At 68.6% G+C, this 26,862-nt stretch carries 24 protein-coding genes and 1 tRNA gene; 10 read left to right on the forward strand and 15 right to left on the reverse strand.

Going from position 1 to position 26,862, the window contains the following annotated elements; genetic code table 11:
* Positions 1 to 32: 32 nt before the first annotated feature.
* The 5 genes from H3H37_RS18895 to H3H37_RS18915 all read right to left on the reverse strand — a co-directional run bounded on the left by H3H37_RS18895 (position 33) and on the right by H3H37_RS18915 (position 6,912).
* Positions 33 to 1,670: a bifunctional 3-(3-hydroxy-phenyl)propionate/3-hydroxycinnamic acid hydroxylase gene (locus H3H37_RS18895; protein WP_182165395.1), complete on the reverse strand. Its 1,638-nt coding sequence runs from the start codon at positions 1,668 to 1,670 to the stop codon at positions 33 to 35.
* A 38-nt stretch (positions 1,671 to 1,708) separates the two neighbouring features.
* Positions 1,709 to 3,631: an acyl-CoA synthetase gene (locus tag H3H37_RS18900; protein WP_182165397.1), complete on the reverse strand. Its 1,923-nt coding sequence runs from the start codon at positions 3,629 to 3,631 to the stop codon at positions 1,709 to 1,711.
* Between the two features lie 69 nt (positions 3,632 to 3,700).
* Positions 3,701 to 4,780, reverse strand: coding sequence for a quinone oxidoreductase family protein (locus H3H37_RS18905; RefSeq protein WP_229218910.1), 1,080 nt, complete (start codon positions 4,778 to 4,780; stop codon positions 3,701 to 3,703).
* Positions 4,777 to 5,733: a fumarylacetoacetate hydrolase family protein gene (locus tag H3H37_RS18910; protein ID WP_182165399.1), complete on the reverse strand. Its 957-nt coding sequence runs from the start codon at positions 5,731 to 5,733 to the stop codon at positions 4,777 to 4,779. The genes H3H37_RS18905 and H3H37_RS18910 overlap by 4 nt, the downstream gene beginning before the upstream one ends.
* 36 nt (positions 5,734 to 5,769) lie before the next feature.
* Positions 5,770 to 6,912, reverse strand: a complete 1,143-nt coding sequence (locus H3H37_RS18915) for a VOC family protein (RefSeq protein WP_182165401.1) — start codon at positions 6,910 to 6,912, stop codon at positions 5,770 to 5,772.
* 182 nt (positions 6,913 to 7,094) lie between these two features.
* Between H3H37_RS18915 and H3H37_RS18920 the strand changes: the two genes are divergently transcribed.
* The 7 genes from H3H37_RS18920 to recQ all read left to right on the forward strand — a co-directional run bounded on the left by H3H37_RS18920 (position 7,095) and on the right by recQ (position 13,378).
* Entirely contained in the window at positions 7,095 to 7,790 is a 696-nt protein-coding gene (locus tag H3H37_RS18920; RefSeq protein ID WP_182165403.1) for a TetR/AcrR family transcriptional regulator, read from the forward strand.
* Positions 7,791 to 7,920: 130 nt separating this feature from the next.
* Entirely contained in the window at positions 7,921 to 8,934 is a 1,014-nt protein-coding gene (locus H3H37_RS18925) for a M14 family zinc carboxypeptidase (RefSeq protein WP_182165405.1), read from the forward strand.
* Positions 8,934 to 9,815, forward strand: a complete 882-nt coding sequence (locus H3H37_RS18930; protein ID WP_182165407.1) for an alpha/beta fold hydrolase — start codon at positions 8,934 to 8,936, stop codon at positions 9,813 to 9,815. Before H3H37_RS18925 ends, H3H37_RS18930 begins: the two co-directional genes overlap by 1 nt.
* 45 nt (positions 9,816 to 9,860) lie before the next feature.
* Positions 9,861 to 10,139 carry a YkgJ family cysteine cluster protein gene (locus H3H37_RS18935; protein ID WP_182165409.1) on the forward strand — a complete coding sequence of 93 codons (279 nt, stop codon included), beginning with the start codon at positions 9,861 to 9,863 and terminating at the stop codon, positions 10,137 to 10,139.
* Positions 10,140 to 10,250: 111 nt separating this feature from the next.
* Positions 10,251 to 10,484: a hypothetical protein gene (locus tag H3H37_RS18940; protein WP_182165411.1), complete on the forward strand. Its 234-nt coding sequence runs from the start codon at positions 10,251 to 10,253 to the stop codon at positions 10,482 to 10,484.
* Between the two features lie 216 nt (positions 10,485 to 10,700).
* Complete coding sequence (locus H3H37_RS18945) at positions 10,701 to 11,540, forward strand: undecaprenyl-diphosphate phosphatase (RefSeq protein WP_182165413.1); 840 nt, start codon at positions 10,701 to 10,703, stop codon at positions 11,538 to 11,540.
* Positions 11,541 to 11,560: 20 nt separating this feature from the next.
* Positions 11,561 to 13,378, forward strand: a complete 1,818-nt coding sequence (gene recQ, locus H3H37_RS18950) for a DNA helicase RecQ (protein ID WP_182165415.1) — start codon at positions 11,561 to 11,563, stop codon at positions 13,376 to 13,378.
* On the opposite strand, the gene H3H37_RS18955 is transcribed toward recQ, so the two are convergent.
* Positions 13,375 to 13,785 (reverse strand): GFA family protein, encoded by a 411-nt coding sequence (locus H3H37_RS18955; protein WP_182165416.1) that lies wholly within the window; start codon positions 13,783 to 13,785, stop codon positions 13,375 to 13,377. The two genes, recQ and H3H37_RS18955, sit on opposite strands and share 4 nt — an antisense overlap.
* 153 nt (positions 13,786 to 13,938) lie before the next feature.
* Here H3H37_RS18955 and H3H37_RS18960 point away from each other — a divergent pair, with 153 nt between their 5' ends.
* On the forward strand, positions 13,939 to 14,451 hold the full coding sequence (locus tag H3H37_RS18960; protein WP_182165418.1) for a hypothetical protein: 513 nt from the start codon (positions 13,939 to 13,941) through the stop codon (positions 14,449 to 14,451).
* Between the two features lie 73 nt (positions 14,452 to 14,524).
* On the opposite strand, the gene trmB is transcribed toward H3H37_RS18960, so the two are convergent.
* The 3 genes from trmB to H3H37_RS18975 all read right to left on the reverse strand — a co-directional run bounded on the left by trmB (position 14,525) and on the right by H3H37_RS18975 (position 16,683).
* Entirely contained in the window at positions 14,525 to 15,205 is a 681-nt protein-coding gene (gene trmB / locus H3H37_RS18965) for a tRNA (guanosine(46)-N7)-methyltransferase TrmB (RefSeq protein ID WP_182165460.1), read from the reverse strand.
* Positions 15,206 to 15,432: 227 nt separating this feature from the next.
* The gene (locus tag H3H37_RS18970; protein ID WP_182165420.1) at positions 15,433 to 15,798 is read right to left on the reverse strand and encodes a cupredoxin domain-containing protein; all 366 of its coding nucleotides are present in this window, start codon (positions 15,796 to 15,798) and stop codon (positions 15,433 to 15,435) included.
* Positions 15,799 to 15,801: 3 nt separating this feature from the next.
* Entirely contained in the window at positions 15,802 to 16,683 is an 882-nt protein-coding gene (locus H3H37_RS18975) for a metallophosphoesterase family protein (RefSeq protein ID WP_375540018.1), read from the reverse strand.
* A gap of 183 nt (positions 16,684 to 16,866) precedes the next feature.
* On the opposite strand from H3H37_RS18975, the gene H3H37_RS18980 reads away from it, so the two are divergent.
* A complete protein-coding gene (locus tag H3H37_RS18980; protein ID WP_182165424.1) occupies positions 16,867 to 17,424 on the forward strand; it encodes a sigma-70 family RNA polymerase sigma factor in 558 nt (185 codons plus the stop codon).
* Position 17,425: 1 nt separating this feature from the next.
* Positions 17,426 to 18,310 (forward strand): anti-sigma factor family protein, encoded by an 885-nt coding sequence (locus H3H37_RS18985; protein ID WP_182165426.1) that lies wholly within the window; start codon positions 17,426 to 17,428, stop codon positions 18,308 to 18,310.
* 41 nt (positions 18,311 to 18,351) lie between these two features.
* Here H3H37_RS18985 and H3H37_RS18990 read toward each other — a convergent pair whose 3' ends face one another.
* From H3H37_RS18990 to H3H37_RS19015, 6 genes are all read right to left on the reverse strand, one after another.
* Positions 18,352 to 20,586 carry a heavy metal translocating P-type ATPase gene (locus H3H37_RS18990; protein WP_182165428.1) on the reverse strand — a complete coding sequence of 745 codons (2,235 nt, stop codon included), beginning with the start codon at positions 20,584 to 20,586 and terminating at the stop codon, positions 18,352 to 18,354.
* A gap of 15 nt (positions 20,587 to 20,601) precedes the next feature.
* Positions 20,602 to 21,627, reverse strand: coding sequence for an ABC transporter substrate-binding protein (locus tag H3H37_RS18995; RefSeq protein WP_182165430.1), 1,026 nt, complete (start codon positions 21,625 to 21,627; stop codon positions 20,602 to 20,604).
* An 85-nt stretch (positions 21,628 to 21,712) separates the two neighbouring features.
* Positions 21,713 to 21,786 (reverse strand) — tRNA-Gly (locus tag H3H37_RS19000).
* 78 nt (positions 21,787 to 21,864) lie between these two features.
* The gene (locus H3H37_RS19005) at positions 21,865 to 22,365 is read right to left on the reverse strand and encodes a hemerythrin domain-containing protein (protein ID WP_182165432.1); all 501 of its coding nucleotides are present in this window, start codon (positions 22,363 to 22,365) and stop codon (positions 21,865 to 21,867) included.
* A gap of 235 nt (positions 22,366 to 22,600) precedes the next feature.
* Complete coding sequence (locus H3H37_RS19010; protein WP_182165434.1) at positions 22,601 to 25,876, reverse strand: bifunctional diguanylate cyclase/phosphodiesterase; 3,276 nt, start codon at positions 25,874 to 25,876, stop codon at positions 22,601 to 22,603.
* Positions 25,877 to 26,092: 216 nt separating this feature from the next.
* A partial coding sequence (locus H3H37_RS19015) for a flagellin (RefSeq protein WP_255459154.1) occupies positions 26,093 to 26,862 on the reverse strand: 770 nt, incomplete at its 5' end.

Raw genomic sequence — 26,862 nt, forward strand, 5'->3', positions numbered from 1 at the left:
ACCTGTTGCCACTTATCCTGTCTGCCACGCAGTCAGCCCGTGCGGGACGCGCGCAGCTGCGCCGCCTGCCCGCCGGGCGCCGGCCGCGCCACTCCGAGCAAGGCCAGTGCCTCGCTGACAATCGCGTCCGCCTGCGCCAGCGGGCCGTCGTGCAATACCGTGCGATCCGGCCGCACCACGGCCAGCCAGCCCACCGGCGCCGCGCCGGGCACCAGGCTGTCGCTCATGTCTTCCCACGATGGCTCGCCGCCCGTGTCCACCTGGCCCCGGTGGCGCAGTTGCAGCGTGGTGCCGCCGGCCTGCGCCCACGCGGCCTGCAGGCCGGGCGCCAGCGCCGATTTCGGGTCGCAGCCGAAGCCCACCAGCGCCAGCCGCTGGCCCAGCGCGTCGTCGCTGAGCACGAACGGCTGGCCGGCGCCACGCCGCACCAGTCCCTGCGGGAACAGGCCCCCGCGCACCAGCCGCGCGCCGCGCCCGCAGGCCTTGAACAGGCCGCGCCCGAAGCGGCTGGGCGGCTTGATCTTCAAGTCCTGGAACAGGGCCCGCGTGGCCGGCAGCAGCTGCAACAGCGACATCAGCCCGTGCACGCCCAGCGCCGTCAGGCGGTTGCGCGGCATGACCAGCCGTCCCATCAGCAACGCCAGGTTGACGATGGACTTGGCGTGCGGACGGCGCTCCATGTCGTAGCTGTCGAGGATGGCGGGGGCGGCGCGGCCCTGCACCACCCAGGCCAGCTTCCAGCACAGGTTGGCCACGTCGCGCAGCCCGGCCACCAGCCCCTGGCCCACGAATGGCGGCGTGATGTGGGCCGCGTCGCCGGCCAGGAAGATGCGGCCGCGCGAGAAGCGCTCCACCACCCGCGCATGGAAGCGGTAGACGGCCGTGCGCTCGATCGTGATGTCCTCCGGCCGGCACCATGGCTGCAGCAGTTCGCGGATCTTCTCCGGGCGCTCCATCTGCTCGCGCGTCTCGTCCGGGCGCAGCATGAATTCCCAGCGCTGGCGGCCGCCCGGCGCCACCATGTGCGGCGTGGGCCGCCGCGGATCGCACATGAATTCGATGTGGTCGATCGGGTCCGGCACGTCCTGCGCGTCCACCACCAGCCAGTCCTGGGCGAAGGTCTTGCCGTGGAAGTCCATGCCGGCGTGGCGCCGCACGAAGGAGCTGGCGCCGTCCACGCCCACCAGGTAGCTGGCCCGCACGCCGTGGATGCTGCCGTCGGCCAGGCGCAGCCGCGCCTGCACGCCCTGCTCCTGCTCGTTGAAATCGATCAGTTCCGTGCCCAGCGCCACCTGCACGTGCGGGTAGCCGGCCAGCCGCGCGCGCAAGGCCCGCTCCAGCTCCGGCTGGTAGAACGTCACCAGCCGGGGATGGCCGTCGATGTGGCCGGCCGTGTTGGCGCGCGCGTAGTTGCCGAACAGGGGCGAGCGCATCTGCACCTTGGCGATCGCGTGGGTGGCGAAGTCGCCCTCCTCCAGGCCGGCCAACTGCAGGATGCGCAGCGCCTCGTTGTCCAGCGCGATGGCGCGCGGCGCCATGAAGATGTCGCTGCTCTTGTCGATCGCCAGCGTGCGGATGCCGTAGCGGCCCAGCAGGTTGGCGGCGGCGGCGCCCACCGGGCCCATGCCGACCAGCAGCACGTCGACGGTGGCCGGGATAGTCTGTTTCATGATTGTGTCCTTCGGTTCGGGAGGGAGGGGGCCACGCTTCAGGCCGCAAAATCGACCGGCATGCTGTAGCGGCCCAGCAGCTCGAGCACGCGGCCCTGCTGCGACGCGGCGCAGGAGACCAGCGCCACCGTGCCGCGCTTGACGTCGGCGCGCACGCACACGCGGGCCGCGATGCCGCTGTCGCCGAGGATGCGCTCGAACACGTGTTCGGCCGCACGCATGCGCAGTTCCGCCTTGGCCACCTTGCCCACGGCCGTCAGCGCCATCTGCGGCAGGATGGCGACCCGCACCGGCACGGCGGCGCGCTCGGGCACCAGCGCGGCGGCGGCGGCCACCAGCTCTTCGGCCGTCGCCGCGGCGCCCGTCTTGAGCGTGACATAGGCCACCGGCAGTTCGCCGGCGTGGGCGTCGGGCTGGCCAACGGCGGCCACCATGGCCACGGCCGGATGGCGCAGCAAGGCGTCCTCGATCATGGCCGGGTCGATGTTGTGGCCGCCCCGGATGATCAGCTCCTTGGCCCGGCCCGTCAGATGCAGGTAGCCGTCCTGGTCCACATAACCGAGGTCGCCCGTGTTGAGCCAGCCCGGCTTGAGCCAGATGCCGCGGTTGTCCTGCTCGCGCAGGTAGCCGGGGAAGATGTTGGGGCCGCACACGCCGATGACGCCGATCTCGCCGATGCCGCAGGCCCCGGTGGCATTGCCAGCGCTGTCGATGCGCCACGCCGCCAGTTGCTGGTGCGGCAGCCGCAGGCCGACCGTGCCCAGGCGGCGCCCGCCCTGCACCGGATTGACCGAGGACACGCAGGCGCCCTCCGTCAAGCCATAGCCTTCGCACAACTGGATGCCGGCCACCGCCTCGAAACGGCGCGCCACCTCGCCCGGCAGGGGCGCGGCGCCGCAGAACGCATAGCGCAGCGAGCGGATGTCGGCGCCGGCCAGCGGCAGGTTGGCCAGCGCGGCGAAGATGGTGGGCACGCCGCTGAAGCTGGAGGCGCGGAAGCGCTCGACCAGCCGCCAGAAATTGCTCATCACGTTCTTGCCGCGATAGCCGGCCGGCGTCAGCATGACCACCTCCCAGCCGCCGCAGAAGGCGGCCAGTCCGGTCACCATCGCGCCGTTCACGTGGAACAGGGGCAGGCCGCACAGCACCACGCTGGGACGCGGTTCCAGCACGTTGAGCATGCACGCCACGAAGGTCTCGTTCAGGTGGGTGTGCATGGCCACCTTGGGCAAGCCGGTGGTGCCGCCGGTGTGGAAATAGGAGCAGATGTCGGACGCGCCGATGTGCCGGCCCGAGGCCAGCATGTCGTGCCGCTCGCGCTCGAGCGCGGCGTCGAAGCCGATCACGGCGACGTCGCGCCGGGCCGGGCGCCGGGCCGTGGCGTACATGGCCTTCAGCATCAGCCCCTTGGCGGTGCCGACGTAGGGCGCGGCGCTGACCACGAACACGGTGCAGATGGCGGGGCAACGGTCCACCACCTCCATCGCCTTGTCCCACAGGTCGCTGTCGGGCACGGGCGCGAAGGCGACCAGCGCCTCGGCGCCGGTCTCGTTGACGATGGCCGCGAGGTAGTCCACCTCCAGCATCGGGTTGACGGGGCTGGCGATGCCGGCCGCCTGCGCGCCAAGCAGCGCGAAATGGGTTTGCGGCAGGTTGGGCAGCAACAGCGTGACGGCCTTGCCCTTGTCGATGCCGGCCCGGTGGAAGGCGTTCGCCGCCTGCGTCACGCGCCGCTTGAGGGTGCGGTAATCAACCGTGAATTCGGCCGCGTCCACGTCGCCCGTCAGGACGAAGCGCAGCGCCGTCTTGCCGGGCTGGCGCTCGCAGGCCTGGCACAGCAGGTCGTAGGTGTTATGGGCCGGCAGTTGCTGCTGCCATGGCGTCTGTTCGAACGCCAGGATGTCGTCCAGGTTGTGGACGCCGCCGCCATGGCGCGGTGCGGTCCGGGTGGTATCGGGCATGATGGTCTCCTTGATGTTGTGATGGCGGTGCGGTGCGATGCAATGCGGTGTAGCGTGGTGCGGTACGGTTCAGGCCGGCAGCAGCACGGCGCGCCCGGGCAGGCGTTGCTCGACGTGGCGGTGGGCCTGCGCGGCCGCGCTCAATGGGTAGCCGGTGCAGGCCGGCGCCGGCAGCCGGTGCGCACACTGCGCCAGCAGGGCGAACAGCGCCGGCTCGGGACGGAACACGGTCCAGGCGTAGCGCGCGCCCTTCGGCACCTGCGCGCGCATGCGCCGGCGCTGGCGCAGCGTGGCCAGGGCGCCGCCCAGCAAGCCATGCCGGTCGATGTTGCCGAGCATGGGATGGACCGTGGTGGCATGGCCCAGCGCATCGGGCGCCAACAGGTGCAGCAACGCGGCCTCGTCGTCCCAGTTGGCGAAATTGAGCGTGGCCGCGAAGTGGCGCGGCAGCGCATGCAGGGGCTGGCGGTGGCGGTCGACCACGGTCGTGGCGCCGGCCGCGCGGCAGTCATCCAGGCCAGCGCCGCCCGCCACCGCCGTCACCTGGGCGCCCATGCTGTGCAGCAGCCATATGGCCAGCAAGCCCAGTCCACCGGAAGCGCCGTACACCAGCACCGCGCGCCCTTGCAGCGACTGCGCCGTGATGCCGGCGTCGGTGATCGCGCGCGCCGCCGTCAGGAAGTTGTAGGGCAAGGCGGCCAGCGCCATGGCGTCCATGCCGGCCGGCTGACGCAGCGCGTGCTCGGCGCGCACCACCACGTGGCTGGCGTGGGTGCCGCTGCTGGACGGCGGCTTGGCGCCAAACACGGCGTCGCCCACGCGCAGGCTGGTGACGCCACGGCCCACGGCGACCACGGTGCCGGCGAAGCCGTTGCCCAGCACCAGCGGCATGCGCGCCGCGCCCATCAGCGCGAACAGGCGGCGGGCGTAGCCGCCACGCCGGCGCGCGTCGATCGGATGGACGGCGGCGGCCTGCACCCGCACCAGGATCTCGCCCGCCTTCGGCGCCGGGCATGGCAGCCGTTGCAGCCGCAACACCGAGGGCGGGCCGAACTGGCCGATAGCGGCGGCGGTCATCTCGCCGCTCATGGCGCCGCTCATGCTGCCGCTGATCGGGCCACTCGTGGGGCCGCTCATCGGGGCGTTCATGGCGCCACGATCCGGTTGCGCTGCTCGCCCAGGTCGAGGGCGCCGTCATCGGTGCGGATCGAGGCCGTGACCGTGTCGCCCGGACGCAGGTAGGCCGCGTTGCGCAGGCCGTTGCGGATGAACATGCGCCACTTGCCCTGCTCCGACAGCAGGTGGCGCGCCACCCACATGGCCAGCCGGTTCGGCGCGCGCGCCGCGCAGCCGGCCGGCGTGCCGGTGGCGATCAGGTCGCCGGGCTGCAGGTCGTGCAGCGCCGACAGCTCGGTCAGCGTCTGGTGCGGCTTGAACAGCATCTCGCCGCAATAGGCGTCCTGGCGCAGCTGGCCGTTCACCTGCAGGCGCATGCGCAGTTGCGGCCACAGGCGCCACTCCTGCGCGCTCAGCAACAGCAAACAGGGGCCGGTCGGACCGAAGCCACGGTAGCTCTTGCCCTTGTAGAACTGGGCCTGCGGCAGCTGCACGTCGCGCGCCGACAGGTCGTTGACGATGGTCACGCCGGCCAGCCACTCGTGCAGCTGGTCGGGGCCGACCACCGTCGCCTTCGTCAGCGGGCGCCGCATCACCAGGCCCAGTTCGACTTCATAGTCGAGCAGTTGCACATGGGCCGGGCGCACCACGTCGGCGTAGGCCGAGGTCAGGCAGGACGGCGCCTTGGTGAAGATGGTGTTGAAGCCGATCTTGTCCGGGTCCATGCCGGACTCGCGCACGTGGCTGGCGTAGTTGATGCCCTGGCAGATGAACTGGCGGTCGTCCGTGACCGGCGACAGCAGCGTGACCTGCGCCAGCGGCAACTGCGCCGCGTCGGGGCCGAGGGCATGCGCCTCCGCCATGCCCTCGCGCACGAAATCGGCCGTGCTGGCATAGTCGCGCGACAGCGGCGCGATACGGCCGGCGTGCACCACGCCCCATCCTGGTTTGCCGCCATGCGTGTAGCGGATGACTTGAACTGCCATGAAATTCCCCTGGTTGATTGAAATCGGGCTGTGGGCTCACAGCCAAGGACGCGGCCGCGACATAGCGCGGCCGAGCAGCTTGAGCCGCTGCATGCTCAGCCGGCCGCTGCGCAGCAGCCCCAGCACCTTGAACACGGTGGCCAGATTGCGCGGCGCGCCCATGGACTTGGGCACGTCGTCGCCCCAGGCCCAGATGCCGGCCATGTCGAGCGGCACGTAATGGGTTTCATAGGCGGCCGTGAACACGTCGCCATCCGCGTAGTGCTCGAACTCCATGCCGTCCGGGTCGTACCAGTAATCGAACAGCTGGCTGCCCAGCACGTGGCGGCCGATGCCCCACATGTGGCGGTGGCCGTTGGCGCGCAGCACGTTGTGGCCCTGGCCGAGCGCGTCGAGGTCGACCACCTCGTAGGCGCTGTGCTCGTATTTCTCCTCGATGCCGCCGGCCAGCACGAAGCTGTGGTGGTCGGCCGGCGTGTCGCCCAGGTCGAGCCGGAAGAAGCACAGATTGGGCGAGCCATCCTCCAGGTACTGGACGTCGGTGGGGATCAGTCCCAGGTGGCGCATATACCAGGCCGCCATCTCGCTGAAGGCGGTGGTCTGCAACACCACGTGGCCCAGCTTGGCGATGGCGGCCGGCTCCAGCGGCGGGCGCACGGTCGCGTTCACACGCGGCGACAGGCCGGGGCCGTTGGTGAGCGTATGCAGGGGCGCGCGCAGGGGCAGCGGCGGCAGGAGCTGCTGTCCCGTGACCAGCCACAGCAGGTTGCCGGCCGGGTCGACCAGCTCGACCCCGCTGCCGCCGCCGGGTACGGCGCCGGGCGGCAGGCGGCGCGCGCCGGCGTGGCGCTCGGCCAGCGCCAGTTCGGCCTCGCCGGCGACGGCGAAGGCGGCGCCCAGGTAACGGGAACGGCTGCCCGCCTGCGCCATGTAGATGCACGGCGCGCCGCCGGCGCCACGCATCAGCAGGCGCTCGGCGCCACGGGCCACGGTGCGCATGCCGAAATCGGTGAGGAAGGTTTCCACGGCGTCCAGGCGGGGCTTCTCGAACATCAGGAACGCCAGCGCCTGCGCCTTGAGCAGCGCGGCCGGGCGGATCAGCTGTTGCACGCCAGGCGGCCGGGCGCTTTCCGGATAGGCCGTCGGCGCGCGCAGGACGGCGGGGGATGGGGCAGGCATGGTGTCTCCTGGGTAAGCAAGGTGGATGAATTGGCTGCGCTTTGACCGGCGTCATTTTTTTCTCATTTAACTGACATTATCGTTAGCCTGACGATTATGTCAATCTATTTTTTGAGTATAATTCCGCTGGCCGGCACGGCCGGCGGCAGCAGCAACGGCAGGCTTAGAGGGAGAAAAGGACGATGGGAGAGGAAGTCCAGGTGGACTGGCGGACGCGTGTTGCAGCGGAGCGACGGGAACGCACCCGCGCCAAGCTGCTCGAATGCGCATTGCTGGTGTTTTCCCGCAAGGGTCCGCAAGCGGCCGTCATCGACGATGTGCTGGCCCTGGCCGGCATGTCGCGCGGGTCGTTCTACAACTATTTCCGCACCAATGAGGAGTTGCTGGTGGCCGTGGCCGGCGAGATCGGCAATGAGCTGCTGCGGATCATCGATCCCGTCGTGCAACCGCATGAAGACCCCGCCGCCCGCATCGCCTGCGGCGCGCGGCTGCTGATGCAGACGGTGCACGCCTATCCCCTGCTGGGCGCTTTCCTGGCGCGCCTGCCGATGCCGGACGCGGAAAGCCAGCTGATCGGCATCGCCTTCCTGGCGCGCGACCTGGAGCAAGGCCTGGCGCAACGCCGCTTCATGGCCATGCCGGCGCGCGTGGCCCTGGACTTCGTGGTCGGCGTGCTGTTCAGCGCAGCCCGCTCCCTGTCGCGCGGGACGCAACCGGCCAGCTATCCCGACGACATGGCCCTGGCCATGCTGCTGGGCCTCGGGCTGCCGCAGGAGGAAGCGCGCCGCGTGGCCGCCCTGCCCTTGCCGGCCATCGCCATCGAGGACAGCTCCATCATCGGCGCCGCGCGCCACTACCCGGCCGCAGCGCCCGACTGACGACGGCAACCGGCGCGCCGGGCTGCCGCCGGCAAGGCAAGGCTGCGCACGGAAAATGGGGCACCAATCGGCTGCGTGGCGCGCGTCAATTGGGCTACACTAGCCGGTACGCCAGCCCTCGCCGCCCGCCATGATCGCCAAGAACCTGCCGGAACTGATCGCCCTCAAGCGCCTGATCGACGAAGGCGGGACGCACTTCGAGGTGGCCACGCCGTGCGCGGTGGACATCGACGGCCGCCAGTTCCCCGTCTACACGCTGGCCATCGGCAATCCGGCGCCCGACGTGCCGGCGCTGGGCTTTTTCGGCGGCATCCACGGGCTGGAACGGATCGGCACCCAGGTCGTGCTGTCGTTCCTGGAAAGCCTGCTGGCGCGGCTGCGCTGGGACCGCACGCTGCACCATCAGCTGGACCACATGCGCCTCGTATTCATGCCGCTCGTCAATCCAGGCGGCATGTGGCGCGCCACGCGCTGCAATCCGCAGGGCGTGGACCTGATGCGCAACGCACCCGTGAACGCGCTGGAAAAAGTCCCCTTCCTGCTGGGCGGCCAGCGCTACAGCGCGCGCCTGCCGTGGTATCGCGGCGCACCGGACGCGCCCATGGAGCCGGAAAGCAGCGCCGTGTGCAAGCTGGTGGAGCGGGAGCTGCTGTCGCGCCCGTTCAGCATGGCGCTCGACTGCCACTCCGGCTTCGGCCTGCGCGACCGCATCTGGTTTCCCCATGCCCACACGGCCACGCCGATTCCCCACCTGGCCGAGATCGGCGCGCTGGAAGAACTGTTCAGCCAGAGCTATCCCAACCACAACTACGTGTTCGAACCGCAAAGCCGCCAGTACCTGACCCATGGCGACCTGTGGGACTACCTGTACCTGAACGTGGAAGGCGCCGGCGAGCGCACCTTCCTGCCGCTGACGCTGGAAATGGGCTCGTGGGCCTGGGTCAAGAAGAATCCGCGCCAGTTGTTCAACCGGCTCGGCATCTTCAACCCCACTGCCACGCACCGGCTGCAACGGGTGCTGCGGCGCCACCTCGTGTGGTTCGATTTCCTGATGCGGGCCGCCGCCAGCCACGGCCACTGGCAGCCGCAGGGACTGGCCCGCAAGGCCCAGCAGCGGCGCGCGCTGGCGCGCTGGTACGACTGATGGCCAGCTGGGTCCTGCTGCGCGGCCTGATGCGCGAACAGCGTCACTGGGGCGACTTCCCCGCCCAGCTGGCGCGGGCGCTGCCGGGCGCGGCCATCATCACGCCCGACCTGCCCGGCAACGGCAGCCGCCATGCCGAGGCCAGCCCCACCTCTGTGGACGCGATGGTCGAGGCCTGCCGGGCGCAATTGCGGGCCGACGGCGTGGCGCCGCCGTACCGACTGCTGGCGCTGTCGCTGGGCGGCATGGCGGCCGTGGCATGGGCCGACCGCTATCCGGACGAAGTCGCGGCGTGCGTGCTGGTCAACACCAGCATGCGGCCCTACAGCCGCTTCCACCAACGCCTGCGCTGGCATAACTACCCAGCCATCGCCGGCTTGCTGCTGCGCGGCGGCGTGGCGCGCCAGGAAAGCCTGATCCTGCGCCTGACCAGCCGCGACGCCCACGTGGACGATGGCTTGCTGCAACGCTGGCTCGCTTACCAGCACGATCACCCGGTCAGCCGCGTCAACGCGCTGCGCCAGTTGTGGGCGGCGGCGCGCTTCCGTGCGCCATCCCGCCGGCCGGACGTGCCGGTGCTGATCCTGTCGAGCGCGGGCGACCGGCTGGTGTCGCCATCCTGCTCGCAGCGGCTGGCGCGGGCGTGGGCGGCCCCACACCAGGTGCATCCGGACGCGGGCCACGACTTGCCGCTTGACGACGGGCCGTGGGTCGCGCACGCCGTGGGACAGTGGCTAGGCATGCAATCGGCACAGTCGGCGCAATCAGCGCAGCCGGCGCAATCAGCACACGCCGCGCACGCCGCACACTCCGCGCAGTCGGCGCAGTCGGCGCCGGGCCCGGTCCACCAAGCTGGCCAAACGCAAAGCCGGGTAAAATAACGGCCCAGTCCACGCCCGCCGCAGGACCCATGCACGGATTCCCCTATGAACCAGCCCGCCCCCGTTCCCGACTGCCGCCCCGGTTGCGGTGCCTGCTGCACGGCGCCCTCGATCACCAGCCCCATCCCTGGCATGCCCAACGGCAAGCCTGCCGGTGTGCGTTGCATCCAGTTAAGCGAGGATAACGGCTGCCTGATCTTCGGCCGTCCCGAGCGGCCGGCCTTTTGCGCGGGCCTGCAACCGTCGCTGGAGATGTGCGGCAGCACCCGCGAACAGGCCATGGTGTGGTTGGCCACGCTGGAGCGGGCCACGGCGCCGGCCTGACCTAGGCCGCATCACCACAGTTGCATCGCGACATCAAACCGTTGCGCGTGCGCGCTGCACACGGGCGCCGCGCAAGCGTATCATGGTGACCAGCAGGCAATGGAGGTCATCATGGAACGCGAACGGGCAAAGGCGGGCGATACGGTACGGCCCATCGGCTGGCATCGCCGCATGCTGGTGATTAAGACGACAACGGGCCTCACGGGCCTGAGCGACGATGACGACGTGCTGTGCCGCTGGCTCGACGACCATGGCGAACACCAGCAAGTATTCAAGGCGGGTCAACTGGAAGTGATCACGCCTGGCGCCCGCGCCCACAATCCCGGCATGCGCACGGTGCGCTGAATTTACGCGGAAATTGCGCTGAAATTGCGCAGAATTCGCACCAAACACCGTCCCCTCCCCCTCGCGCCGCCCCACGGCGCGCCTTTTTTCCGCCGATTTGCGCCCGATTCAGAATGGCGGCGCCCCGGCATGGTAAGCTTCGAGCCCGCGCAGCGCTGGCGCCCGCGCCGGACACTATTTCCTCCGTCAAACTAATTCGAACTCTAACGATTATTCATGGATATCATTCTCGCGCTTAAAGCCCTCATCATGGGCCTGGTGGAAGGTTTCACCGAGTTCCTGCCCATTTCCTCCACCGGCCACCTGATCCTGGCCGACAGCCTGCTCAATTTCGCCGGCATGGAAGAAAAGATGAAAGTGTTCGAGATCGTGATCCAGGCCGGCGCCATCTTCGCCGTGTGCTGGGAATACCGGGCCCGCATCGCGGCCGTGCTCAGCGGCCTGTTCAGCGACCGCAAACAGCAGCGCTTCGCCATCAACGTCATCATCGCCTTCCTGCCGGCCGCCGTGCTGGGCGTGGCGTTCAACAAGGCCATCAAGGCCGTGCTGTTCAAGCCCGTGCCGGTGGCGCTGGCCTTCATCGTCGGCGGCCTGGTGATCCTGCTGGTCGAACGCAGCGAGGCGAAAAATCCCGGCATGGCCCGCATCACGTCGGTGGACGACATGACGCCGGTGGACGCCATCAAGATCGGCCTGGCCCAGGCGTTCGCCCTGATCCCCGGCACCAGCCGCTCCGGCGCCACCATCATGGGCAGCATGATGTTCGGCCTGTCGCGCCAGGTGGCCACGGAGTTCTCGTTCTTCCTCGCCATCCCCACGCTGCTGGGCGCTACCGTCTATTCGCTGTTCAAGGAACGCGCGCTGCTGTCGGCGGCCGACCTGCCGCTGTTCGGCATCGGCTCGCTGGCCGCCTTCGTGTCGGCTTTCCTGTGCGTGCGCTGGCTGCTGCGCTACATCAGTACCCACACCTTCACCTTCTTCGCCTGGTATCGCATCGTGTTCGGCCTGGTGGTGCTGGCCACCGCCCATTACGGCCTGGTGCAGTGGGTGGACTGAGCTAAACCGGAATTCGTATCATGAGCGACACCAGTACCCGCGCCCTGCACCTGCTGCAAACCGTTTTCGGCTACCCGGCCTTCCGTGGCCAGCAGGCCGACATCGTCGAGCATGTGAGCGCCGGCGGCGACGCGCTGGTGCTGATGCCCACCGGCGGCGGCAAGTCGCTGTGCTACCAGATCCCGGCGCTGGTGCGCGATGGCGTGGGCGTGGTGATCTCGCCACTGATCGCGCTGATGCAGGACCAGGTGGACGCGCTGGCCGAGGTGGGCGTGCGCGCCGCCTTCCTCAACTCCACCCAGAGCTACGAGGAAGCGAGCCGCATCGAGCGGCTGGTGCGCACCGGCCAGATCGACCTGGTGTACGTGGCGCCGGAACGGTTGATGACCGAGCGCTGCCTGAACCTGTTCCAGGATTCGAAGATCGCCCTGTTCGCGATCGACGAGGCGCACTGCGTGTCGCAATGGGGCCATGACTTCCGGCCCGAGTACATCAAGCTGTCGGTGCTGCACGAGCAGTTCCCCGACGTGCCGCGCATCGCCCTCACGGCCACGGCCGACCAGCAGACCCGCGCCGAGATCGTGCACCGGCTGCAGCTGGAGGACGCGATGCAGTTCGTGTCCTCGTTCGACCGCCCCAACATCCGCTACCAGATCGTCGAGAAGGGCAACGGCCGCAAGCAGCTGCTGGACTTCATCACCGGCGAGCATGGCGGCGACAGCGGCATCGTCTACTGCCTGTCGCGCAAGAAGGTGGAGGAGACGGCCGAATTCCTCAACGAGAACGGGGTGCGCGCGCTGGCCTACCACGCCGGCATGGAGCACACCAAGCGCGCCGCCAACCAGGCCCGCTTCCTGCGCGAGGAAAACATCGTGATGGTGGCCACCATCGCCTTCGGCATGGGCATCGACAAGCCGGACGTGCGTTTCGTCTGCCACCTCGACCTGCCCAAGAGCATCGAAGGCTACTATCAGGAGACGGGCCGCGCCGGCCGCGACGGCCTGCCCGCCAGCGCCTGGATGGCCTACGGCCTGCAGGACGTGGTGCTGCAGCGGCGCATGATCGACGAATCCGAGGCCGACGAAACCTTCAAGCGCGTCTTGGGCATGAAGCTCGATTCCATGCTGGGCCTGTGCGAAACGCTGAGCTGCCGGCGCGTGCGCCTGCTCGACTATTTCGGCGAACGCTCGGCCCCGTGCGGCAACTGCGACACCTGTCTGATTCCGCCCGTGTCGTTCGACGGCACGGTGCCGGTGCAAAAGCTGCTGTCAGCCGTGTACCGGGTCGACCAGCGCTTCGCGGCCGGCCACGTAATCGAAGTGCTGCGCGGCGTGGAGACGGAACGCATCAAGACCTGGCACCACGATTCGCTGTCCGTGTTCGGCATCGGCGCCGACCGCAGCGAGCAGGAATGGCGCGCCATCCTGCGCCAGGTGATCGCGCTGGGCCTGGTGACGGTGGACCACGAACAATACAGCTCACTCAAGCTGACGGACGCCGCGCGGCCCGTGCTCAAGGGCGGGCAGAAGGTGCAGCTGCGCCAGTACCAGAAGCCAGTCAAGCAGAAGCGCCCCACCACGGCCTCCAAGGGTTATGTGGAGAGCGATTTGTCGCCGCGCGAACAGGCCATCTTCGACAAGCTGCGCTGGTGGCGCGTGGAGACGGCGCGCGCCCACAACGTGCCGGCCTGGGTGATCTTCGTGGACGCCACGCTGCGCGAGATCGCCAAGGCCCGCCCCACCTCGCTGGCCGAGCTGCGCGGCGTGTCGGGCGTGGGCGAGAAAAAGCTCGCTTCGTATGGCGACGAGCTCGTCGCCATGATCGCGGAGATGGATTAACCCTTGCCAGCGATCCTGTCGGCCGGATGGTTGACGCCATCGAGGGTCGGCACGGGGCCGAGCGCGAACGGATCGACGCCTTCCAGGCACGCCACGTTGTAGCCGTACAGGTGCGGGTTGGAGCGGCGCTGGTGGTGGGTGTAGATGCCGCAGCGCGAGCAGAAATAGTGCTTGGCCGTGCGGGTGTTGAACTGGTACAGCGTGAGCGCGTCCGCGCCCTGCACCACGCGCAGCCCGGCCAGCGGCACGGAGCCGGCGATGGCGCCCCGGCGCCGGCACATCGAGCAATCGCAGCGGCGCGGATCGACGATCCCGTCGGGCAGGTCCAGTTCCAGCACCACGGCGCCGCAATGGCAGCTGGCCCGGTGCACGGGCAGGATGGGGGTGTCGCCGACTTGCTTGATCATCAGTGCTCGCTCCTCATGGATGGCCATCTCGGTATCAAAATTTTAATATTATCAAAATATGTTGATGTGCGTGATGCTACGGGCTGGATGGAAAACCGGGTGGAAATCCGGCCGTTCCGCTAAGATGACGTCCTTTGCATCCACAAGCCCGCCATGGAATACGCCCTCCCCCTGCTGATCGTCGTCGTCACCGCGCTGCTGGTCTACGCCATCATCAAGACCAATCCGGCCAAGCCGGCCTCCCTGCCGACGCGTGCGGCCGGACCAGGGCCATATGTGCCGCAATTGCCGGCGACCGCGCCGGCACTGCACTGGTCGGACAAGGGACGCTTCCTGGTCGAAGTGGTGAACGAATCGCGCTACCAGGCCACGCTGAAGGAACTGGCGGGCGCGCATGGAGAACACGCCGCAGCCGTGGCCTGCGTGGCCACGCTGGTGCCCGATGATCAGAATGCCTACGAGAACACGGCGGTGGCGGTGTTTGTGGAGGGCCGCATGGCCGGCTACCTGGCGCCAAAGGAAGCGCTGCACTTTCGCCAGCGCCTGAAATTCAAGGAAATTGAAAGCCAGCCCACCACCTGCGACGCGCAAGTGCGCGGCGGCGGCCTGTGGCAGGGACGCCACCTGGCCTACGTGCTGGTGCTCGATATCGAACCGCTGGACTGAATAGAGAAAAACCGGGGTCAGGTCATGCAATCACACAAGTTACGTGACTACATGACCTGCCCCCGGTTTTGGATTACTTCTTGGTGAAAACCAGATCCCATACGCCGTGGCCCAGCTTCAGGCCACGGTTTTCAAACTTGGTCAGCGGACGGTAGGCCGGTTGCGGCGCATAGCCGTCGGCCGTGTTCTGCAAACCTTCCTCCGCACCCAGCACTTCCAGCATCTGGACCGCGTAGTCTTCCCAGTCGGTGGCGCAGTGCAGATAGCCGCCGGGGGCCAGCTTTTGCGTCAGCAGCTTCACGAACGGGCCCTGGATCAGACGGCGCTTGTTGTGGCGCGCCTTGTGCCATGGGTCGGGGAAGAAGATGTGCACGCCGTGCAGCGAGCCGTCCGGGATCATCTGGTTCAGCACTTCCACCGCGTCGTGCTGGATCGCCTTCAGGTTGGTCAGGCCCTGCTCGCCGATCAGCTTGAGCAGGCTGCCCACGCCGGGCGTGTGCACTTCCACACCGATGAAGTCCTTGTCCGGCATCGCCTGCGCGATGTGGGCCGTGGTGCCGCCCATGCCGAAGCCGATCTCCAGCACCACGGGCGCCTTGCGACCAAACGCTTGCTCGTAGTCGAGCGGCGCCTTGCTGTACTCGATCAGGAATTTCGGTCCCAGTTCCTCCAGCGCGCGCGCCTGGGCGGTCGACAGGCGGCCGGCGCGGGTGACGAAGCTGCGGATGCGGTGTTCGGTCGGGTCGTACAGCATAGGCCGTGCTGGGCCATTGTTGGGCGTATCAGTGGACATGGGGTGCGGATTCTACGGTAAAAAGGAATGCCCGGCGCGCGGGCACAGGACGGCACAGGCGCGCGAAGGCCGGCAGCCGGGCTGCATTAACCCGCCATTATATCAGTCAACCCCGCAGTCAACCCCGCAGCCAACTTCGCCGCCACGCCGGGCGAACGCACCGGGCGAGCCGCGCGCCGCCGGCACCGTCAGGCCGTGACCACCAGCGTGCCGGCCATCTCCTCATGGCCGGCGCCGCAGAAGTTATCGCACAAGAAGCCGAAGCGGCCAGCCTGCGCCGGCTGCAATCGCAGCTTCACGGCCTTGCCGGGCACGAGGTCGATCCGGGTCTGCAGTTCGGGGATGTTGAAGCCATGGGCGAAGTCCAGCGCCCGCAGTTCCAGCACCACGGCCTCGCCCTGCCGCACCTCGATCACATTGGGCGCGAAGCGGAATTTGCGCGCTTCGACCTTGATCACTCTTTCCTGTTGCGCCTTGCCCTGGGCCACGCCCAGCAGCAGCGCCGATGCGGCCAGCGGCACGCCGATCAGGAAACGTCGTTTTGAGGATTGCATGATCTATCCTTTCGTCACGGGCAGTTCGGTGATCTGATAGGCGGCCTGGCGCGGTTCGGCATCCACCTCGCGGAAGCCCAGCCCCTTGCCCGGCGTGGCCGGGTCCCACGGCAGCGGCGTGCGCATGGCCTGCGAACCGGGTACGGGCAAGGGGAAGATCAGCGACTTGGCCGCGTGGTGGGCGATGTGCCCCGTCATCCGGTGGTGCTCCTGGTGGATATGGCCGTAGAACACGGTCACGTTTGCGTACGGCATCAGCAAGGCCACGGCCTGCGCCCCGTCGCGCGTGGCCCAGTCCCACTTCGGTTCGAGGTCGAACAGCGGCCGGTGGGTCAGCACGACGATGGGCGCGTCCGGCCGCTGGGCCGCCAGGTCGGCCTTGAGCCATGCCAGTTGCGCCTCGCCGATGCGGGCGCCGGGGTCGGATACGTTGTCGAGCGCGATGAAATGCACGCCCTTGTGGTCGAAGCTGTAGTGCGTAGGACCGAACATTTCCTGGAACGCGGCGCCCTGGTCGAGCGAGGCGTCGTGCTCGCCCGGCAGGAAATGGATCTGCTGCACCTCCAGCCCGGCCACGATCTGCTTGAATTCCGCCATGCGCTTGCGGCGCTCGGCCGGATCGTCCGTGCTGTGCGTGAGGTCGCCCGTGAAGACGATGAATTCCGGCTTCTGCGGCAGCGCGTTGACGGCCGCCACAGCCTGGCGCAAAGTGTTCTGCGCCTCCGGGTTGGCCGGCCCGCGATAACCCCAGTGCGCGTCGGACAACTGGACGAAATAAAAATCGTCACCGCCCTGCTGCGCCCACGCCTTGCCATACAGGCCGGACATGAAGACGGCACCGCCGCCCACGGCGCCCAGCCTTAAGAAACTCCTGCGATCGATCATGCTGTCCTCCATCTGCTTGGTTGAAAAACAGCGGCCGCTTCCGTGTCATAATCGGCACTTCAAACCGGCGCGCCACACCAGATCAAACCGGCCGCGCCCCGTTCCTATTCCCGTCCGACGCTTTATTTTTTTCGCGGGAATAAAAGCGCACCACTCCGAGTCTTCATCCACGGGACGACTACGATGGACAAGCATTTGGGCGACGACGACAAAGCGGCACGGTTTGAACAACTGGCCATGCCGCACCTGGATGCGGCCTACAACTTGGCGCGCTGGCTCACGCGCGACCCGCACGATGCGGACGATCTGGTGCAGAGCGCCTATCTGCGCGCCTACCGTTTCGCCGACAGCTACCGGGGCGGCGACGCGCGCGCGTGGCTGCTGACCATCGTGCGCAACACCTTCTACACGGCGCTGCGCGACCGCAAGCCGCAACAGGGCGACGTGAGCTTCGACGAGGCGCTGCACGGCGCGGACGGCGACGACCTGCTGGTGCAGGATGCGCCAAACGACCCGGCCGGCATTGCGGCCAGCCGTGACGTGGAGCGCAGCGTCGACCAGGCACTGCGCCGCCTGCCGCCCGCGTTCCGCGAGGTGCTGGTGCTGAAGGAAATGGACGAGCTGTCATACAAGCAGATCGCGGAGGTGGCCGATATCCCCATCGGCACGGTGATGTCGCGCCTGGCGCGCGCGCGCAAGCTGCTGCTGTCGTACCTGCAACGCGACCCGGCTGGAGACTAGGATGGAATGCACGCAATCGCAGCACTGGATGGCCGCCTGGCTGGACGGTGAACTGGACCCGGCCGGCGCCCTGCAGCTGGAATCGCACCTGGCCGGCTGCGCCGCCTGCCGCGCGGCGCTGGCGCAATTGAAAGCGCTGCGCAGCGCCGTCGCGCAGGAAGCGACGCGCCACGCGGCGCCGCCCCACCTGCGCCAACGCATCAGCGCCGCCTTACAGCAGCAAGAGCGGCGACAGGAACAGGAGCAGCAACGGCGACAGGAGCAGCGGCTGCGGGAACAGGTGCAAGTGCAGGAGCAGGAGCAGCAGCCGCAAGCGCAGCCTCCAGCGCGCCGTACCGCCAGGTTCCCGCGCTGGCCGTGGGCCTGGATCAACCTGGGCGCGGCCGTCGCCAGCACGGCCGCTTTCGCCGTCACGCTGGCGCTTTACCTGGCGCAGCCGTCGCCCACCGAGCAGTTGGATCAGGAACTGGTGGCCAGCCATTTCCGCTCGCTGATGCCGGACCACCTGACGGACGTGGCCTCGACCGACCAGCACACGGTCAAGCCCTGGTTCGCGGGCAAGCTCGATTTCGCGCCGCCCGTGACGGACCTCGCACCGCAGGGATACGCCCTGATCGGCGGACGGCTCGACTACATCGGCCAGCGTCCGGTGGCGGCGCTGGCCTACCGGCACCGCAAGCATGTGCTCAACCTCTACGTCTGGCCGGTGGCCACGGCCCGCGCCACCGCGCCGCAAGCGAGCGCGCGCCAGGGCTACCAGTTGCTGCATTGGACGCGCAACGGCATGCAGTACGCCGCCATCTCCGACATGGGCGCGCCGGACCTGGCGCAGTTCGCCCAACTGTTCAGCGCCAGCACCGCACCGGCCAATGCGCCCGCCGATTAGCGCGCGCGGCGCCAGCCCGGCCTTCCCAGCCTTTTCAGCCTTTACGCTGGCGCCGGCCCGCGCAGCAGCCGCAGGCCGTTGAGCACGACCATCAGGCTCACACCCATGTCCGCGAACACGGCCATCCATAAAGTCGAATAGCCGGCCACGGCCAGCACCAGGAACACGGCCTTGATGGCCAGCGCCAGCACGATGTTCTGTACCAGGATCGCGTGGGTGCGCGCGCTCAGGCGCATGAAGTACGCCACCTTGCGCAAGTCGTCGTCCATCAGCGCCACGTTGGCCGTTTCCATCGCCGTATCGGTGCCGGCCGCGCCCATGGCAAAGCCGATGGCGGCCTTGGCCAGCGCCGGCGCGTCGTTCACGCCATCGCCCACCATGCCGACCGCGCCATGTTCGTCTGCCAGCGCCGCGACGATGCGCAGTTTATCGTCGGGCAGCAGGCCGGCGCGCACGTCGTCGATGCCGAGCCGGGCGCCGACGGCGCGCGCCGTGTCCACGTTATCGCCCGACAGCATCACCACCCGCACGCCCAGTGCGTGCAGTTGCGCCACCGCGTCGGCGCTGGTGGCGCGCACCGCGTCGGCCACGGCCACCACCAGCAACGCCGCCGTCGCGGAGCACAGCACCACCACGCTTTTGCCGTCGCGCTCCAGCGCGGCCAGCGCGGCGGCCAACGCCTCATCCTGCACACCCAGCTCGCGCATCAGCCGCGCATTACCCAGGTAAAGCGTCTCGCCTTCCACCTCGCCGCGCGTGCCGCGTCCTTGCAGCGCCTCGAAGCGCGCCACCGGCGCCAGCGCCACGCCCTGCTGTTCGCCATGCCAGTACCGGGCCAGCGCGCGCGACACGGGATGGGTGGACAAGGCGGCCAGGCTGGCCGCGCGGCGCAGCAAATCCACGCGCTCGCCGCCGTCCGGCACCAGCACGTCCGTCACTTGCGGCGTGCCCACGGTGAGCGTGCCGGTCTTGTCGAGCGCCACCGCCTTCAGCTTGCGCCCCAGTTCCAGGTACACCCCGCCCTTGACGAGGATGCCCTGGCGCGCCGCCGCCGCCAGCCCGCTGACCACCGTCACCGGGGTGGAGATGACCAGCGCGCAGGGGCAGGCGATCACCAGTAGCACCAGCGCCTTGTAGAACCAGGCATGGCCGTCCGCGCCCATCGCCAGCGGCGGCACCACGGCCACCAGCACGGCCAGCGCCACCACCACGGGAATGTAGACGGCGGCGAAGCGGTCCACGAAGCGCTGGGTCGGCGCCCGTTCGCCCTGCGCCTGCTGGACGCTGCTGAGGATGCGCGACAAGGTGGACTGGCTTTGCGGCGCCGTCACCGTGTAATCGAAGCTGCCCTGTTCATTGATGGTGCCGGCGAACACCGGGTCACCCGGCAGTTTGGCCACCGGCATGCTCTCGCCCGTGATGGGCGCCTGGTTGACGGCGCTCTCGCCCGCCGCCACCGTCCCATCGAGCGCGATGCGTTCGCCCGGCATCACGCGCACCAGCGCGCCCGGCTGCACCTGGGCCGCCGCCACCCGCTGCCACGCGCCCGACGGCGCCTGCACGGTGGCCGTGTCGGGCGTGAGCGCCATCATGCCGCGGATGGCATGGCGCGCGCGGTCCAACGAGCGCGCCTCGATCCGTTCGGCCAGCGCAAACAAGAAGATCACCATGGCCGCTTCCGGCCACTGGCCAACGGCCAGCGCGCCGAGGATGGCCAGCGACATCAGGAAATTCATGTTCAGCGACAGGTTGCGCAGCGCGATCCACCCCTTCTTCAGCGTGCCAAGGCCACCGCATGCGATGGCCGTGACGGCCAGCGCCAGCACCGGCCAGCCATGCTCCCGGCCCGTGCTCCACGCCACGCCCTCGGCCGCCAGCGCGGCCAGGCCGGACACGGCCAGCGGCAACCAGCGCGGCAATCCGAACGGCAGCGTACCGGCCGCGCGCCCCTGTCCCTGCGGCTGCGCTTGCGGCGAGGCGCCCGCATCCTGGGTACTGGAGACGACGGCCGGCGCCATGTCCAGCGCCGTCAGCGCCGCCACCAGCGGGGCGATGGAGGGCAAGTGATGGCCCACCGTCAGTTCGCGCCGCATCAGGTCGAACTGGAGCGAATCCACGCCGGCCATGGGCCGCAGGCGGTCGCGGATCAGCTTTTCCTCGGTGGGGCAGTCCATGTTCTGGATCAGGAAAACGGCTTGTTCAGGACCGGCGCCGGCCGCCGGCGCCGGTGGTGTGGCGGGCGCGCCGCAGCCACTGTTGCAGTCGCAGGTGCTCATGACGGCCTCACCATGTCAGTCGGTGTAGCTGGCGTCGGCCGCGATGCTGGCCGGCAGCCTGAGATGGAAGCGCTGCAGTTGCTTGCGGCTGTAGAGGAATTTGCCGCGGTCGGCCGTGACCGGATAGATGCGCTCGGGCGGCGTGCCGGCCAGGATCTTGAGCGCGATCTCGGCCGCCGCCTTGCCCTGGTCGCGGCCATACAGCACCAGGCCGCCGATGGTCTTCTCCGGGCCAACGGCCCAGTCCCAGAAGCCGAAGATGGGCACGGGCGCGTGGGCGGCCGTCCAGCGCGCCACCTGGTCCGTTGTGTTCACGCTCTTGCCCCCGCCATCGTGCAGCGCCTGGTACAGGCCGAGGAAAATCACGTCGTAGTTGTCCTTCGCCTTCAGCACTTCGGCCTGCCACTGTTCCCACTGGCCGACCAGTTTCAGCTCCACCAGCGTGCCGCCGATCAGTTGCTGCGACTTGCCTTCGAACGTCTCCTGGCGCACCACCTGGGATGTGATGTCGGTATCGAACAGCACCAGCGCCCGCTTCACATGCGGCACCAGCTCGGAGACCAGCGCGATATTGCGCTTCAGGATGGGCCGTTCCAGCACGCCCGTGATGTTCCTGATGACCTTGGCGTCGAAGTATTCGCGCGGATTGTTATTGATGCCGAGGTAGACCACGGGCGTGGCGGTCGTGCCCAGGCGCTGCGCCAGCAGCTTGAGGGCCGCGTCGTCGCCCAGGATCACCAGCACCGGGTGCAGCGACTGGTATAGCGCCCACGCCTTGTCGGCCATGGCCGCGTGCTGCTCGCGCGGCAGGCGCTTGGTGTCCATCTGAAAATATTCGAGGTGGTACTTCTTGCCCAGCGCTTCCTGCAACGCTTCCTTGTAATTGGCGTCCCACTGCATTTCAGCGTTGTAGCTCTCCACCACGAGGATGGTGTCGGCGGCGCGGGCCGGCAAGGTCATGGCCACCAGCAGCAGCATGGCCCACAGGCAGCGCCGCACGACGCACGGGGTGCGCAGGGCCGGCACCGGCCCGGTCATCATGGGGGAAATGGCATCGGGCGCGGGGCCGACGCGGTGGCGAGTGCGTGCATGAAAACCGGAACAACTCGTTTGTTGTCACATCGATTGGAGCGGGTGAAGGGAATCGAACCCTCGTATGAAGCTTGGGAAGCTGCCGTTCTACCATTGAACTACACCCGCGTTGCCTCGCATTTTACGCGGCTTTGCATACGGTTGACAACTTTTCACACCGCGCCAGGTCATGCCCGCGCCCTGCCGTCAAGCCGGCAGCGTCACCTGCGCCTTGCGCTGCTGGATGGCCGTCCCCAGCGCCACCAGATCGAGTTCGCTGTCCTGCACCCGGGGGAAGATCTCGCCCTCCTCCTCGCCCACGTGATGGGCGATCAGCTCGGACAGCACTTTCACCGTGGCGTCGTACAGTTGATCGCCCTCCTCCATGGCCAGGATCTGCGCGATCAGTTCCTTGGCCGAGCCGTGTTCCACCAGCGCCTCGTCAACCTGGTCGGCGCATTCAGCGATGGCGTCGCGCACGGCCGGGTAGAACAATTCCTCCTCGGCCGTGGCATGCTGGGTCAGCGCCAGGCAGATGCGCGTGGCCAGCTTCTTCTTGGTGGCGTGGGCCCGTTCGCCCAGTTGTTCGTATTGTTCGAACAGGTCCTTCACGTTGGCATGGTCAGCCTTCAGGACGGCGATCGCGTCGTCCGGTTCCTGGGTGCGGCCGCGCCTGGACGCGGCGGTTTCGCTGTGTGTCGATGTCATGATGCACTCCTCAACAAAGGTGGTTGCGTTCGCCGGCGCGCGCGCCTGGCGATCCCGGCGGCCTTCGCACACATCTGCGCGCGCGCCGTCGAGAACCATGATAGACAGGGCTGGCACGACGCTTGTGGGATAGCGGCGTGGCCGGTTGTAGGACGACGGCGTGCCACCTTGCGCCAAGCCAGCCCGGGCGCAGCACGCCGCCACGCGGTTCAGCCGGCCACGTCACGCTCCGGATTCAGGCCGCCACTTCGCGCTCCAGCCACTGGCCGCGCCAGTCCGGCAGCGCGCCGGCCGGCATGGGCTTGGCGATGCCATAGCCCTGGCCCAGGGCGCAGCCCATGTCCAGCAGGGCCTGGTAATGGGCCGGGGTCTCGATGCCCTCGGCCACGATCTGGCGTTCGAACGCGGCGGCCAGCGCCACCACGCCCTGCACGATGGCCAGGTCGCCCTTGTCGTCGAGCATGTCGCGCACGAAGGACTGGTCGATCTTGAGCTCATCAAACGGCAGGCTGCTCAGGTAGGACAGCGAGGAATAGCCGGTGCCGAAATCGTCGAGGGCGAACGTCACCCCCAGCCGGCCGCAGGCGGCCAGGATGTCGCGCACGATGGCGATGTCGTTCAGCGCCACCGTCTCCAGCACTTCGATCTGCAAGGCGCCGAACGGCAACATCGGATACGGCGCCATCAGCTTGCGCAGGCGGTCCACGAAATCGGGCGACTCCAGGTGGTAGCCCGAGATGTTGATGCTCACGCTCAGCTTCAGGCCCTGCTCGTGCCAGGTCCGCAACTGGGCCAGCGCGGTGGCGGCCACCCATTCGCCAATCTGGATGTCGAGCTCCGTGTTGGCCACCTGGGCCAGGAAGGCGCCCGGCGCCAGCAGGCCGCGCTGCGGATGGTGCCAGCGGATCAGCGCCTCGGCCCCCACCACGGCCCGTGTGCGCAGGTTGACCTTGGGCTGGTAGTACAGCTCGAACTGCCCCTGTTCCAGCCCGTGCCGTATGCTGGCCAGGAATTCAAGCTGGTCGCGGGCCTGGCGGTCCAGCGCCGTGTCATACAGGTGGTAGCGGTTCTTGCCGCTCTGCTTGGCCAGGTACATGGCCTGGTCGGCGTGGCGCAGCAGCGTGTCCGGGTCTTCCTGGTCGAGCGGATAGACGGCCACGCCGGCGCTGGCGCTCAGGGTCACGGTCTTGTCGCCGATCGTGAATGGCTGGGCAATCGCCTCCAGCAGCCGGCGCAGCGTCAGCTCCCATTCGCCGGCCTGGTGCAGCCCGAGCAGCAGCACCACGAACTCGTCGCCGCCGAGCCGCGCCACGGTGTCGTCGGCCCGGACCGACGCGCCGATGCGGCGCGCCGCCTCGATCAGCACCTGGTCGCCGACGTCGTGGCCCAGGCTGTCGTTGATGTGCTTGAAGCCATCCAGGTCCAGGTAGCACACGGCCATGATGTTGCCCTCGCGCGCCGTGCGGGCGATGGCCTGCTTCATGCGGTCGGCCAGCAGCACCCGGTTGGGCACGCCCGTCAGGCCGTCGTAGTGGGCCGCCCGGTTCAACTCATCCTCGTGGGCCTTGATCTGGCTGATGTCGGAGAACACGGCCACGTAGCGCTGCACCTGGCCGCGCTCGTCGCGCACGGCCGAGATCGACACCAGTTCCGGATACACCTCGCCCGACTTGCGCCGGTCCCACAGTTCGCCGCGCCAGTAGCCGTCGCGCTGCAACTGCGCCCACAACTGCTGGTAGAAGCCACCGTCGTGGCGCCCCGAGGACAGCATGCGCGGATTGCGGCCCACCACCTCGTCGCGGGCATAGCCGGTGATGCGGGTGAAAGCCGCGTTCACGTCGACGATGTCGTTCTCGTCGTCCGTGATCAGGATGCCTTCCTGGCTGTTCTCGAACACGCTGGCCGTGATGCGCAGCTGCGCTTCGACGCGCTTGCGTTCCGTGATGTCGCGCGCGGAATTGAACAGCACGGGCTGGCCGGCCAGTTCCAATGGACAGTTGCTGATCTCCACGTCGACCAGGCTGCCATCCTTGCGCCGGTGGCGCGTCTCGAACTGGTTGTGCACGCCGCCGTCGAGCTGGCGCGCCAGCAGCGCGTCCAGCTCGGCCTGGCCGAAACGGGCGTCCCAGCGGGCCACGTTCATGCCGATCAGCTCCTCGCGCGTGTAACCGAGCATGGCGCAGAAGGCGACGCTGGCCTCGATCACGTCGCCGTGCGCATCGAGGATGTGGATGCCGTCGCTGGCGTTGCGCAGCAGCGCCAGGTTCTTCTCGCTCTCGGCGCGCAGCGCCTGCTCAGTCTGCTTCTGGGCCGTGATGTCCACGTGCGAGCCCAGCAGGTGGGCGTTGCCGTCGCCATCCTTGTGGCGCTCGCCGCGCGCCAGGATCCAGCGGTAGCCGCCGTCCGCATGGCGCATGCGGAACGCATTCTCGTACTGCAGGCGGCCCGAGGCCAGGTAGTCGCGCACGGTCTGCCAGGCCGCCTCGCGGTCCTGGGGATGCAGCAGCGCGTCCCAGGTGGCCAGGCTGTTGCTGAGCGCGTCGGGACCATACCCGAGCTGCGCCTTCCACTCCGGTGACAGGTAGATCTCGTCGCTGGCCAGGTCCCAGTCCCACAGGCCGGTGTTGGAGGCCTGCAGCGAGAAGGTCAGCCGCTCCTGCAACTGGGCCAGCGCGTTGTACGGCATGTCGATCGCCTCCACCACCACGGCCCGGTAGATGAACAGGTAGGAGATGGTCTTGTACAGGTGGCCCAGCACGTTGTAACTGCCCGTCATGGTGGTGTACAGCGTGAAGAAGAATTCCCCCATGGCCATGGTCATCACGGCGCCGAACAGCAGCACGGCCTTGAACGGCTGCGGACGCCTGATGCGCGCCAGCAACAAAACGGCCGTGGCCAGATTAATGGCGATAACCAGGTATTCCGTGTTCTTCTTCAGCGCCGTCAGGCCATGGCCGGGGATGAAAGTGTCGGGCAGCCAGTCCTGGTGCCACAGCACCACCCAGGCCAGCGCCAGCACGCCCGCCACGGTCGCGCCCAGCAGCCAATAGCGGGTGGCGTCGGCCGCGAACGGGCGCCAGCGGCGCACGGCCGCGGCCAGCAGGCCGCCGGCAGCCAGCACACGCGCGGCCAGCCAGAAATTGAGGTGCTTCTGGGCGTCGTTGGCCGAGACCAGGTCCGGCATGCCCACGTAAGACACCATGTGCAGGAAATCGAACGCGCCCACGGCCAGGAAGCAACAGGCCAGTCCCACCACGTTGCCCGAGCGGGCCGCGCCGCGCGCGTTCCAGCCGACGATGAATACCATGATGCTGACGATGATGGAAGCGGTCTCCATCAGCATGTGCAGCGGCAGGTAGTTGGGGAACGGTTGCGTTCCCGGCCGGGCGGGCGCCAGCCAGGCCAGCCACTGCACCAGCGCCAGCACCAGCAGCAGCCGGGCCATGCGGGTCATGGCCTTGCCGTACATGGGGTGCGGACGCAGCGCGTTGAAAAGGTCGAGTGATCGCATGGTACGAGGATGGAATTCGATGCCGCCGCGCGCGCGGCGGCGCCCACGGCAGCGGCGGCCGGCCGTGCCGGACCCATGCTCAATATACCAAAGACCGCAACCCGAGCATGGGTTTTATTCACCAAAAGTTGCGTTCACGCCCATCGTGGCGCCGCCGCGCTTCCAGTAGTTGAACAACGGGCGATGTTTGCTGGCACAGGCAGCGCCCGGCGCCCGTCAGCGCAGCAGCAACAAGGCCTGCTGGGGCGTGGCGTTGGCCTGGGCCACCATGGAGGCGGCGGCCTGCTGCAGGATGCGGCTGCGGGTCAGTTGCGCCGTTTCGCTGGCGTAGTCGGTGTCGAGGATGCGGGAGCGGGCGGCCGCCAGGTTGGAGCTGGTGCCCAGGTCGCCGTCGTAGGCCATCTGCAGCCGGTTCTGGAGTGCGCCCAGTTGCGCGCGCACGGCGTTGCCGCTGTCGATCTTGCCATCGATAAAATCGAGCGCGGCGCTGGCGCCGGCGTAGCTGCTCAGGTCGAGCGGCGGGTCGCCGCCGGCGCCCGACGACTCCAGCATGGTGACCGTGTTGCCGGTGGGGGTGGAATCGTGGCCGCCCGCCGTCAAGCCCACGGCGCCCGGATTGGCGCCGCCCACCAGCAGCTTGTGCGCGCCGCCGCCGGGCGTGTCGAGCACGGTCAGGGTGCCGCGCTGGGTGGTGGCCGCCAGCCCCAGCACCCCGGCATACGGGCCGCCGGACACGCCGATGCTGATGTCGCGCCCATCCGCCGCCGTCAGCGTCAGGGTGGAACCGCTGGCACTGGCTGACACGCCGGTGGCGCCCGCTGCGCCCGAGATGGCGGCCGCCGCGCTGGCGGCCAGCGCGGCGCCGGTGAGCCCGGTGATGGGGCCCAGCGCCACGCCATTGATGGTCAGGCCGCCGGCCGGGATCGCGCCGCTGGCGGCCACGTCGCCGCTGACGGTGGTAACGGCGCTGGCCGTCACGCCGGGCA

This window comes from Rugamonas brunnea (assembly GCF_014042345.1).
GTDB lineage: Bacteria > Pseudomonadota > Gammaproteobacteria > Burkholderiales > Burkholderiaceae_D > Rugamonas > Rugamonas brunnea.